11 protein-coding genes are annotated in these 12476 nt (G+C 39.8%); 7 read left to right on the top strand and 4 right to left on the bottom strand.

Annotated features, from left to right (window positions below):
* Positions 1-41: 41 nt before the first annotated feature.
* Entirely contained in the window at positions 42-308 is a 267-nt protein-coding gene (locus WBF63_RS05800) for an integrase core domain-containing protein (protein WP_424368764.1), read from the bottom strand.
* Positions 309-432: 124 nt separating this feature from the next.
* Between WBF63_RS05800 and WBF63_RS05805 the strand changes: the two genes are divergently transcribed.
* Both WBF63_RS05805 and WBF63_RS05810 read left to right on the top strand, forming a co-directional pair.
* The gene (locus tag WBF63_RS05805) at positions 433-993 is read left to right on the top strand and encodes an REP-associated tyrosine transposase (protein ID WP_424368765.1); all 561 of its coding nucleotides are present in this window, start codon (positions 433-435) and stop codon (positions 991-993) included.
* A gap of 1259 nt (positions 994-2252) precedes the next feature.
* Positions 2253-4037, top strand: a complete 1785-nt coding sequence (locus WBF63_RS05810) for an aromatic amino acid hydroxylase (RefSeq protein WP_424368766.1) — start codon at positions 2253-2255, stop codon at positions 4035-4037.
* Here the strand turns inward: WBF63_RS05810 and WBF63_RS05815 are convergent.
* The 3 genes from WBF63_RS05815 to WBF63_RS05825 form a co-directional block, all read right to left on the bottom strand.
* Positions 3997-4443 carry a hypothetical protein gene (locus WBF63_RS05815; RefSeq protein ID WP_424368767.1) on the bottom strand — a complete coding sequence of 149 codons (447 nt, stop codon included), beginning with the start codon at positions 4441-4443 and terminating at the stop codon, positions 3997-3999. The genes WBF63_RS05810 and WBF63_RS05815 overlap by 41 nt on opposite strands.
* Before the next feature lie 6 nt (positions 4444-4449).
* A complete protein-coding gene (locus WBF63_RS05820) occupies positions 4450-4827 on the bottom strand; it encodes a RidA family protein (protein WP_424368768.1) in 378 nt (125 codons plus the stop codon).
* An 86-nt stretch (positions 4828-4913) separates the two neighbouring features.
* Positions 4914-7511, bottom strand: coding sequence for a putative LPS assembly protein LptD (locus tag WBF63_RS05825; RefSeq protein WP_424368769.1), 2598 nt, complete (start codon positions 7509-7511; stop codon positions 4914-4916).
* Between the two features lie 61 nt (positions 7512-7572).
* On the opposite strand from WBF63_RS05825, the gene WBF63_RS05830 reads away from it, so the two are divergent.
* Genes WBF63_RS05830 through WBF63_RS05850 form a run of 5 tightly spaced genes read left to right on the top strand, consistent with a single transcriptional unit; the run spans position 7573 to position 12394 of the window.
* Positions 7573-8868, top strand: a complete 1296-nt coding sequence (locus WBF63_RS05830; protein ID WP_424368770.1) for an N-acetylmuramoyl-L-alanine amidase family protein — start codon at positions 7573-7575, stop codon at positions 8866-8868.
* A 43-nt stretch (positions 8869-8911) separates the two neighbouring features.
* Positions 8912-9871: an MlaD family protein gene (locus tag WBF63_RS05835; protein ID WP_424368771.1), complete on the top strand. Its 960-nt coding sequence runs from the start codon at positions 8912-8914 to the stop codon at positions 9869-9871.
* A gap of 3 nt (positions 9872-9874) precedes the next feature.
* The gene (locus WBF63_RS05840) at positions 9875-11203 is read left to right on the top strand and encodes a 4Fe-4S dicluster domain-containing protein (RefSeq protein ID WP_424368772.1); all 1329 of its coding nucleotides are present in this window, start codon (positions 9875-9877) and stop codon (positions 11201-11203) included.
* An 18-nt stretch (positions 11204-11221) separates the two neighbouring features.
* On the top strand, positions 11222-12004 hold the full coding sequence (locus tag WBF63_RS05845; protein WP_424368773.1) for a (Fe-S)-binding protein: 783 nt from the start codon (positions 11222-11224) through the stop codon (positions 12002-12004).
* A 24-nt stretch (positions 12005-12028) separates the two neighbouring features.
* Positions 12029-12394, top strand: coding sequence for a methylglyoxal synthase (locus tag WBF63_RS05850; RefSeq protein ID WP_424368774.1), 366 nt, complete (start codon positions 12029-12031; stop codon positions 12392-12394).
* Positions 12395-12476: the final 82 nt, after the last annotated feature.

Here is a 12476-nt window from a genome sequence, read left to right on the forward strand (position 1 = left end):
TGTAAGTCCCCCGTTTTTCCGACAATTCAAAACTAAACAAATTACGCACTTCTTTTTAATTTAAATTCGATAGGTGAACAATCAGCTAAACTTGAATGTGGGTGATTATGATTGTAATCCTCCATCCAGTCTTGGGCGATGGTTCTTGCCTGTTCGATATTTTCAAACCAATAAGCATCTAGCACATCTTCTCTAAATGTTTTATTGAACCGTTCACAAAATCCATTCTGCATGGGTTTTCCTTTCTGGATTCGGATATGCCGGATCGAGGAGTTGGAGCAAAAGCCCCGCTGCCGCACGATTAGCATCAGCGTATCGTGTGGCTTCAAACCACCGGAGACGCCAACGATAATGAAATCCCCGAAACGAAAATGTATCGTATGGTAGTTTATATTTTCTTAAATTTAAACCATCCAATTAATCTAAAATCCAATGAGTAGAAACTATAAATTTCATAACTCTGAAGGATTGTATTTCGTAAGTTTTGCTGTGGTAGAATGGTTGGATGTATTTACTCGAAATGAATACAAAGATATTCTTGTAGATAGTCTTATCTATTGTCAAAAAGAGAAGGGAATGGAGATAATTGCATGGTGTATTATGACCAATCATATCCATTTGATTTTTAGAAGTGTGAGAGGACAAAAGCCTGAATTACTTCTTGGCGATTTCAAAAGATTTACAAGCAAGAAGATTGTCAAGGCTATTCAAGAAAATCCAAGAGAAAGTAGAAAAGAAATCCTTTTGGAGCAATTTGAAAAAGCAGGGTCTAAATCTTCAAATGTAAAGAAATATCAATTTTGGAGACATGATAACAAACCAATTGAACTATGGAGTCATAAAGTAATTTTAGAAAAAATTAATTATATTCACCAAAATCCAGTTGAAGCAGGAATAGTCTATAAGCCTTGGAATTATCTATATAGCAGTGCTATTGATTATGCAGGAGAAAAAGGAATGATTGATAAATTGATTATTTATAGAAATTTTTAATTTATAGAAAAGAAATAAAACCACACGATACAATCGTGCGGGAGCGGGGGTTTAAAAAACAGTTAACGTAAGCACAAACACCTTCTACATTCAAACTTCTAACCTCTAAATTCCATCCTCTAAACTCATCAAAAAATCACCCATCCAAAAAATAAAAATACCCCTAAACGGCGAAAAAAATCCCCTTATTCCATAGATACTCCATAGATACTCCCAGTGTACTCCCAGTCAACCCCCAGTCTACTCCCAGTCAGAAAACCCCAGAAAACCATGACATACATGCGTTTAAACGCCATAATAGGACAAAAGCGACATATTGCACAAAAAGCCGATACCCCAAAACGGCGAAATTTGGACTTCGATTTTTAATGCCAAAAACAGCCAAATTCCAGGCCTCATTTTAACTTAAAAATACGGAAATTTACCTTCGAAATTCGGACAGAGATAAAGAAAAAATCACCACACAAACTTCTAACTTCTTTTGAGTTTGAAACTTAATTCCTTAATGGTTAAAATCATACTGAGCTTTGTAGAGATTCTTCACACTCATTCTTCGTGTTCTGAATGACAGCTAACCCCTTTTTTCTTGTCTGCCGAAGCTCCTTGTCATCCAGACGATAGGAAGGATCTAAGGAGCGTGTAGAGATTCTTCACACTCATTTTTCGGGGCTTCGGGAGACAACATCTTTTTTTTTACAGTTGTACTATGTCACTCAAAGCATTTAATATTAAGAATTTGATATTAAGAGGAGAGACCGATAGGTTTCGGAAAAAGGTTCGGTAAAAGTTTTCTGTAATTGCTTTTTTGGCAAAAGGATTTTAGATAACGGTTTTCTGTGAGATTTGATAATAAGATGAAAATCTTCCAGTCGAAGATTGGAAAAGCGAAGCGAAGAGTCTCAGGTTTTCTTGCTGTAAAATGTATATTGTATTCTTGTATATTGTACTTCGAACTTCGCCCTCCTATGTACTACGCAAGTAGCTATGAACACTATACCACGCTCACTAAAAAACTACTGTAACTATCCACCTGCGGCGGACACCTGTGGTTTAAAAAAATATTAGCGTACATCTGCGCAATCAGCGGGGAAAACAATATACATTGCTTTTACCCGAAAATAGGAGGTATGCCCAAGAGTATATTACACAATCATTCAGTCCATCATCTTTAAATAAGACCTTCATTTTCATGAAATCCAAAGGCTTCATTCGAAACTATAATTTATTTTCGTAAATTAGTAAATCCAAAACACGCAAAAATGGCTTACGAAGAAAATGAAGTATTGAGGCGATTGCCGGAACATTTAAAACAGTTTATCAATGACCAGCATTACGAATCCTATACGCCCATCGATCAGGCGGTATGGCGGTATGTGATGCGTAAAAATGTCGATTATCTGAAAAAAGTGGCACACGGTAGTTATGTAGAAGGACTTCAAAAAACAGGAATCTCCACCGAAACCATTCCGAGTATGTACGGGATGAACCGGATTTTAAAAGACATAGGATGGGCAGCAGTTGCTGTGGACGGATTCATTCCGCCGACGGCTTTTATGGAATTTCAGGCGTACAATGTTTTGGTAATTGCGCAAGATATCCGACAAATTCAAAACATCGAATACACGCCCGCACCCGACATCATCCATGAATCAGCCGGACATGCACCCATCATCGCCAATCCCGAATATGCCGAATATTTAAGACGTTTCGGTGAAATCGGAAGCAAAGCGATTTCCTCTTCTCTGGACTATGAAATGTATGAAGCCATTCGACACCTTTCCATCGTAAAAGAAGACCGCGAAAGCGACCCAAAAGTCATAGACCGAGCCGAAGAAAAAGTATTGGATTTACAGAATTCCATGACCGAACTCTCGGAAATGGCCAAAATCAGAAACCTGCATTGGTGGACGGTTGAATACGGACTCATCGGAACCGTTGAAAATCCCAAAATTTACGGAGCAGGACTCCTTTCGTCCATCGGAGAAAGCAAATGGTGCATGGGAAGTGAAGTGAAAAAGCTGCCTTATGATATTTCGGCAGCCGAAGTCAATTTCGATATCACACAGCCCCAACCCCAATTGTTCGTAACGCCGGACTTTGCACATCTGAACTTTGTATTGGAACAATTCGCCAATCAAATGGGACTTCGCACCGGTGGAACCGAAGGCATCAAACAATTAATCGAATCCAAAAATCTGGGAACGATTGAGTACAACACCGGAATTCAGGTTTCGGGTGTATTCAAACGCGTAATTACAGACAGCCACGACAATCCGGTTTATATCCAAACCGAAGGTCCGACTGCGCTTTCTTATCATGAAAAAGAACTGATTGGGCATGGAACGGTCTATCATTCGCACGGATTTGGTTCGCCGGTAGGCAAATTAAAAAATATCAATATCGCCATTGAAAATATGTCGCCTTATGATTTGGAAGCTTATAAAATCAGAGAAGGCGAAATGACCAAACTGGAATTTGAAGGCGGAATCACCGTGGAAGGCGAAGTCATCACTGGCGCCAGAAACCGAAAAGGAAAAGTGCTTTTGGTTTCATTTAAAAATTGTACGGTTAAGCATTATGATGAAATCCTTTTCCATCCGGATTGGGGCGTTTATGACATGGCCATCGGGAAATCTATCATTTCGGCTTATGCAGGTCCGGCAGATTTTACTTCTTTCGATATGATTACGCATCAGCTGGAAACCAAAGTCAAGAAACTGGAAGTTCCGGCCAAAGAACAAAAACTGAGAGAAATGTATCAGCAGCTGAGAGGGATGCGTGAAAATAATTTAATAAACGAAGAGAAACTTTCGCAGATTTTTGAAACGCTAAAATCGGAATATCCGACCGAATGGTTGCTTCCGGTAGAGATTTACGAACTCGCTTTCCTGAACAAATATGTTTTGCAACAAGAGATTAAGGATTACTTAAATAATTTAGCAAAACAGCAAAAAGAAGTGACACATTTGATTGAAGATGGAATTCATCTCTCAGAAAATCCGGTTATTTCAGCTGAGCCAGTTTCTTCGACACCAGATCTGTAACCAGTCCGCCCAGCCAGGAAAAAAAGAAGAGAACCGGCATGATGGAAAGTTCATACCAAGTCGGGTGATAAGCCGTAAAAATCACATCGCCCAATGCGATCAGAAATAAAATGAAGCCTACAAAAACTGCGTAGGCTTTTTTTGCTTTCGTCACAAGGATCGCCGTAACCAGTCCACCGAAAATAGCGCCTACACCGTTTGAAAACAGCAAGGCAAGAAAGAATTCATCCCGGACTTCAGGCGTGCGGGCTGCATATTTTATTACACGATTCCAGTGTTCATACGGAAATCGCGAATAATCGTATTCAATCCAGTTGTCATTGAGTGTAATCCCAAAAGTGATGATGACCATCGCCACCGCCAGTCCCAGAATTACAGCAAAAAAATTTCTTAAAAATGTCAGCATGATGAATTAAAGATGGGCAATCATGGAGATTTCAACTTTGACATCGCTTGGCAGTTTCGCAACCTGAACCGTTTCCCTTGCCGGATAAACGCCTTCCTGAAAGTAAGAAGCATAAATTTCATTTACCACTGCAAAATCATTCATGTCTTTTAAGAAAATAGTCGTTTTCACAACATTTGAAAAATTGGCTCCGGCTTCAGTCAAAATGGCTTCCAGGTTTTTCATTACCTGATGCGTAGCTTCAGAAATTTCTGAAACGATTTCCCTTGTCTGTGGATTTGCAGGAATCTGTCCCGAAATAAACAACAGATTATTAATTGAAACAGCCTGACTATAAGGTCCGATGGCCTGAGGTGCGTTTTGAGTATGTATAATTTTTTTCATTATAAATTTAATTTGTGTCAAAGGATTTAGTGAAAGTCATAATAAAAGGCCTTTGAATTCCTTTATTATGCAAATATAAACAAGTTTTAGAAGTTTGCGTTTCTCAATTGGGTAGATGCATTTTCATCATATTTCACCGCATCTTTCAGGATGTTTGCTTTGATTCCGATGAAGAAATCCCAGGTTTTATATCGTCCGAACGGAACCCAGGAAAACGAAATATTGAAACTTCTCAAATCCCGGTTAAGCGAAATTCTGGCCTGTGAAAACTCCTTTGATCTGAAGTCATAAGAAGTAGAAGTGCTCAGACTCCAGTAAGGTGAAGGCGATACCGAAGCATTAATGGCTAAAACCGTGGTATGTGTACCAATCCGGCTGTCACCACGATTATAATTATGGGTGAAATTCAGTCCGAGTTTCCATGGAATCGTGAAATGTGCATAATCATATTCGTCAAAATAAAAATGCTCATTGCGGACTTCCCCGCGTTTAGAATATTCCTTATCGTCAATAGATCCGCCGCCAAATGTTTTATTGTCAAAATTATATCCGAAATTGATGCTGTAACTGCTCAGCCTGAATGCGCCCAATTCATTAACCGGAGTTCCGAATTCCTGACCTTCTTCAAAGACAATTTTGTACGGATCAAATGAAGCCCGGTATTGTAAATTCAGTTTTTGATTGAACAAACGTGTCATCCCAGAAATATTGATATCTGACCATTTGAATTCTTCCGCCGCCATATTGTAGGAAGATGTAATGTCCAGATATTCAAATATTTTCACTTTTGTATAGCCGGTTGAATCTGTTTTGGAACGAACTTTCATTTCCAAATTATTCCGAAGTCCGAAGTTCATGGAGGCATTTTGACCTCTGGATGGCGCACCATAATATCCACCTTCAAATCTTGAATAAAGAACTTTCCGTCCGTCCGGGCCACGATAATAATCATAATAACCCCATTCTTCCGAAGCAAAATCAGGGCGATAACCTACACCAACCGTAGGAGATATCACGTGCCGTATTCCTTTTATCAAAGCATCTTTATCCTGCGGAGCGATATAAGTTCCATATAAATTTGTGGAAATACTGGCGCCCATATTGAAAGTCCGATAAGAATCAAAACCATTGATATCATGTTCAATCACTGCATTTTCTTCCGGGTCAAATCTTTTTTCGAAGGTTTTCAAATACCAGGTTTCATCATAAGAAGCATTTAATGTAAGCGGGAAATAAGTTCCTAATGTAACGCCGGAATTCAAATCAATCCGATGTCTCGCACCGTTTTTGGCATTGTCCCACATTCGGCTTGTAAACAAATCATCTTCAGTCGTATTGATGCTATTGACTACATTCAAATTATAGCCAACGGCAAGATTTTTGAGCAATCCTTTTTTGCTTCCGGCTTTGGGCGCAAAGGGATAAATCCGGCTCATGTTAAAAGTCAGTTGAGGCAACATAAACTGCATTACACCCGTGTTGAAATTCGAGTTGTTTGATGCCGTCAATGCCAGACTGAAAGGCGAATTCGGGAAAGTTTTATTAATCGAAATGGACGAACTACTGTTGTTTTCATACACATTTCCGTTGATGATGTTTCCGTTGTTGATTCCGTCGCGGTAATACCTCGTACTTCGGTAGTTGATACTTGAATTAAAAATCAAATTCGGATTGGCTTTCGGATCCTGAGAATGGCTCCAGGTCAGTGCATACATCGTGGCTTTGGAATAATTGTCCAGCCCTTTGATGCCCGTTACTCTGTTTTGATAATCAAATCCGAAATTCCCACTGAATCTATATCGTTTGCGATAAGTAGAATTTGTTTTCACACCCCAACTTCCTTTGGTATAAATATCGCCCCTGATTGCCAAATCAAGAAAATCACCGATTGGTAGATAAAATCCGCCGCCTTCCAGGAAAAATCCGACATCATTTCTTTCACCAAAAGAAGGAATCAGTATTCCGGCAGAGCGTGTGTCGCCCATCGGCAAATAGGCAAAAGGCAACGTCAGTGGAGTTGGAACATCATAAATCCGCATATTGATGGGGCCTGTGACCATCGCTTTGTTTTTTCCGTCAATGTATTTGGCCGTTTGGGTACGCAATACATAATCAGGTTCATCAGTTTTTTTCTCGATGAAATAAGTATCGGTCGTATAATCGGCACCTCGCACGTACATCGTACTATCGTTGGCTCTTTTCACACGATCGCCTACCAAAACGCCTTCGCCTTCGGTAATTCGTACATTATAAGCAACTCCTATTTTGGTTTTGAAATTAATTTTGAAGCTATGTTGTTCGTATTCTTGACCGGCTTGTTTAAAAATAGTAGGTTCGGTAATGATGCCGAGCGAATCCCGTTTCCCATCGGCATAAATATCTCCGGTATCCCAGTTGATTTCGATATAATCTGCCCGGATTTCCATATCGGTGTACTGAATAATGGCATTTCGGAGCAGGTAACTCATCTTTTTGCGCCATTCGTGAATTTGGTCATCTGAATTATAAACCAGAATATCTTCCAGTCTTTCTTCTCTTACGGTATCAATTTTGATAGAATCGACAAGCACCCCAGAACTGTCAGTGTCGTTTACAGGGTCTGGATCGACCTGTGAAAAAACAGTGCTGTTGAAAAGCAGTAGAAAAAATAATGCAAATAGATATTTAAAAAATCTTTTATGCAAACTAATAAACTTATTTTTGCGCTAAATCGTGTCAAAAGTAAACAAAAATTGTGGCTGAATAATGAGATTATTAAGGATTAACAAACAAATTTTATTAGCATTTCTATTTATCCTGTTTTCTGGAATGAATTCTTTTGCTCAAAGCAAGCAAAATTTCACCATTGTAATTGACCCCGGACACGGCGGAAAGGACTCCGGAGCGCGTGGTGTGGTTGAGGATGAAAAGAGCATCGTTTTGGATGTCAGTCTTCGGTTTGGAAAGATGATAGAGCAGAATTACAAAGACGTAAAAGTTGTCTATACACGCAAGACCGATGTCTTTCTCGAACTTTGGGAACGGACCCAAATCGCCAATCGAAATCATGCCAATCTCTTTGTTTCCATTCATTGTAATGCCGCCAACAACCGTAGTGCCTACGGAACAGAAACCTTTGTGATGGGTTTGAGCCGGAGCCAGGAAACCATGGATGTCTCAAAACGTGAGAACAGTGTAATCTTGTTGGAGGACAATCAGGAAAAATACCAGAAATTTGATCCAAATGATCCTGAAGCGGTCATTGCATTTGATATTATGTTTTCTGCTTATAAAGACCAAAGTCTGAATTTTGCGAAATATGTAGAAGATGAATTTGTCAGAAACGGACGTTCAAGCCGTGGTGTTAAGCAGGCGAACTTCCATGTTTTACGCACCAATGCATCACCGGCCGTACTTGTAGAACTTGGATTTATTTCCAATCAGGACGAAGGCTCGTATTTGGCAACAGAGCAGGGAAAACAGAAGATGACGCAAAGTTTGTTTGAAGCTTTTGAGAAATTCAAAAAAGAATTTGACCGCAAAACACGTCCGCAGGAAGACGAAAAACCAAAAGAAGTTGAAAAACCTGTAGCCGGAAAAACATATAAAATCCAGATTTTGGTTTCGAAAAACAAATATGGACCGAGTGCCACACAACTCAACGGACTCACAGGTGTCGAAGTGGTGCAGGTGGGAGATGTTTACAAATATTATTACGGAAATACCAATCTGGCTTCAGAGCGTGATGAACTCTTGGCTTATGCCAAAAGAAAAGGCTTCAAAGATGCATTTGTGGCAGAATTCGTGAACAATGAAAAACTCCAGGGCAACCAGAATTATCGCATTCAGTTCCTGGCTTCCAACAAAAGATATCGTGATCGTGATAATAAATTCGGCGGACTTAAAAATGTGTTGAGAGTTAAAAAAGGAAATATGAATCTTTATTTCTACGGTTCGACTAAAACTTACGAAGAAGCGCTCAAAGATTTAAAAACCGCTCAGGACAGAGGATTTAAATCAGCATTTATTGTAACCTTTGAGGGAGAAAAATTAATAGAATAAACTACCCGGAAATTGTCTATTTTTGGGCCAAATTTAAATGAAGATGAGGATCACAAAAGAAGTGAAAACAGGATTTGTTGTAATCGTTACACTGGTAGCTTTTTATGCATTATATAATTTTCTGAAAGGTAAAAATCTCTTTGCAGGTGGAAATACCTACTATGTGAAATATGAAAATGTAAGTGGTCTTGCTCCTTCCAAGCCCGTTACAGTAAATGGTTTGAGAATTGGTCGTGTAGATGATATCCAAATCATTGACAACGTAACGCCTATTTATTTTGTGGTAACTGTCAAGTTGGATCGAGATATAGATTTTTCAACCGAAACTCTTGCCGAAATCCATGAACCAGGACTTATGTCGGGATCCGAAATTCGTCTATTGCTGAATTACGAAGGTAGAAAAGCCGAAAGTGGAGATACACTTCGTGGAACGGTGAAATCTTCTTTGACCGATGTTTTTTCAAAAGAATTAGAACCTACCAAACAAAGACTTGATTCCTTGCTGGTAACTTTTAATTCCACGATGGGAAGTGTGGACAAAATGCTTGATGAAGAAAACCGTCAAAACCTAAAACAAATTCTGAAAAGTCTGGATGCAACATTGGTTTCATTTGGACAAACTTCACAATCGCTTACCAAGACTTCCGATGCTGCCAATCAATTAATCCTTGACAATAATGTTCAGCTGAGAAGCACACTTGCTTCGGCCGAACAGGCAATGGATAAATTCGGTAATGTGGCGGACAAAATGAATAATTTAGAATTAGAAAAAATTATCACCAATTTTGAAGAGGCTTCGGTGAAATTAAATTCAACTTTAGACAACATAAACAACAGTAATGGTACTATGGGAGCGCTTTTGAACGATCGCGAACTTTATGACAATCTCACCAGAACTTCCAAAACTCTTGATGAACTACTCTATGACCTGAAAGAAAACCCAAACAGATATGTACAATTTTCTATCTTTGGGAAAAAGCAGGCAGAGCCTAAAGAAGACTAGTTTATGCAGTACATAGACAACATCATTTTTATCCTGATATTGGGGTATGCGATTTGGTTTTTCAGCCGAAACGTAAAAAAGATCATTCGAAACATCAAACTGGGAAAACCGATCAATCGGTTTGACAACCCCGGCGAAAGATGGAAAACCATGTTCCGGGTCGCACTCGGACAAGGGAAAATGGGCGTTCGTCCCATTCCCGCCATACTACACGGTTTTGTGTATGTCGGCTTTCTCTTGATCAACATAGAAGTGATGGAAATCCTGATTGATGGAATTTTCGGAACTCATCGCGTTTTAAGTTTCCTCGGTGGATTCTATACCGCTATGATCGGATTCTTTGAATTCTTGGCGTTTATGGTGATGATTTCCTGTATCATTTTCTTGATTCGCCGAAACATTGTCAAAGTCCGACGTTTCCTGAATCCCGAAATGAAAGGTTGGCCCAAAGCCGATGCCAATTATATCCTTTATATGGAAGTAGCCTTTATGGTGGCACTGCTCACCATGAACGGAGCCGATGCCGCCTTGCAGAAATTAGGCTCAGAACATTATACCCAAACCGGAAGTTTCCTCATCAGCGGATGGCTGACCGAACCTTTGCTTAGTGGTTTGAGTGAATCTACTCTAATTATCATCGAAAGAATTTGCTGGTGGTTCCATATCGTAGGGATTTTATTCTTCCTGAACTATTTATACTATTCGAAACATTTGCATATCATTTTAGCTTTTCCGAATACTTATTTTTCCAAATTAAAACCAAAAGGAGAATTCAATAACTTGGAATCGGTAACCAATGAAGTGAAACTGATGATGGATCCAAATGCTGATCCGTTTGCAGCACCGCCGGAAGGAACCGAAATGACAGAACCAGAAACTTTCGGAGCCAAAGATATCTTTGACCTAAACGGCGTCCAATTGCTAAATGCTTATACTTGTACCGAATGTGGTCGTTGTACAGCCGAGTGTCCGGCCAATATCACCGGCAAAAAACTATCGCCCCGAAAAATCATGATGGACACACGTGACAGAATCGAGGATGTCAGTAAAATCATCGACGAAAAAGGAAAATGGGAGGATGACGGAAAGAAATTAGTTCATGATTATATCTCTGCTGAAGAACTTTGGGCTTGTACGACTTGTAATGCCTGTACACATGCCTGTCCGATAAACATCGATCCACTTTCGATCATCATGGATTTGAGAAGGTACCTGGTCATGGAAGAATCGGCGGCACCACAGGAATTAAATCTGATGATGTCCAATATAGAAAATAACAGCGCCCCATGGCAGTTCAACCAACAGGATCGACTGAACTGGGCAAAAGATTAAAATATTAAAGGAAGCGAGATGGAAGTAAAAACAATGGCGCAATATATGGCAGAAGGCAAACAACCCGAAGTTTTATTCTGGGTGGGATGTGCCGGAAGTTTCGACGATAGAGCCAAAAAAATTACTCGCGCATTTGTAAAAATTCTGAACAAAGTAGGAACCGAATTCGCCGTTTTGGGAACTGAAGAAGGTTGTACAGGCGATCCGGCCAAAAGAGCAGGAAATGAATTTGCGTTTCAAATGCAGGCCATGATGAACATCGAAGTGCTGAATGCCTACGAAATCAAAACCATCGTGACCACTTGTCCGCATTGTTTCAATACACTGAAAAATGAATATCCTTCGCTGGGCGGAAATTACGAAGTGCTTCACCATTCCCAATTCCTTCAAAAACTCATTAACGAAGGAAAATTAACCATCGAAGGAAATAAACCTTTCAAAGGAAAACGAATCACTTTCCACGATCCCTGTTATTTGGGACGAGGTAATAATATCTATGAAGCACCGCGTACACTGATTGAAAAATTAGATGCCGAACTCGTGGAAATGAAACGTTGCCGTACCCGCGGACTTTGCTGTGGAGCCGGAGGAGCACAAATGTTCAAAGAGCCGGAACCAGGCAGAAAAGACATCAACGTAGAAAGAACCGAAGAAGCTTTGGAAATCCAACCCCAAATCATTGCAACCGGTTGCCCGTTCTGTAATACGATGATGACCGACGGCGTGAAAAGCATGAACAAAGAAACCGAAGTACTGGTAAAAGATTTGGCGGAATTGATAGCGGAAGCAGAAGACTTATAAGATTAATCGAATATTTTTCGGATTATGGAACTTGCAATCATTGCACACGACGGGAAAAAAGCTGAAATGGTCAATTTCCTGATGCAGAATTTCGACAAACTCAAAAACAACGATGTTCAGATAATTGCAACCGGAACCACGGGGAATTTCGTGGAGAAAACCGGACTTAAAGTTCAAAAAATGCTTTCCGGACCCAGAGGAGGAGATGCACAAATTGCCGCAAGAGTCGCCGAAGGCAAAACCAATATGGTGTTTTTCTTTCGCGATCCGCTCGACCGTCATCCGCATGAACCCGACATTGCTATGCTCATGCGACTTTGTGATGTTTGGAATGTGCCGCTTGCCACTAATCCAGCCACAGCTTCTTTATTAATTGATCATCTGAAGTAAAGAATCCACAGATTTAAATTCGTATTAAAACCCCTTCAAGGTTTTTCTCTAATTTTCCCGATATTTGTATTCTAAATAATTA

The sequence above is a fragment of the Moheibacter sp. genome, assembly GCF_049672845.1.
Classification (GTDB): Bacteria; Bacteroidota; Bacteroidia; order Flavobacteriales; family Weeksellaceae; genus Moheibacter.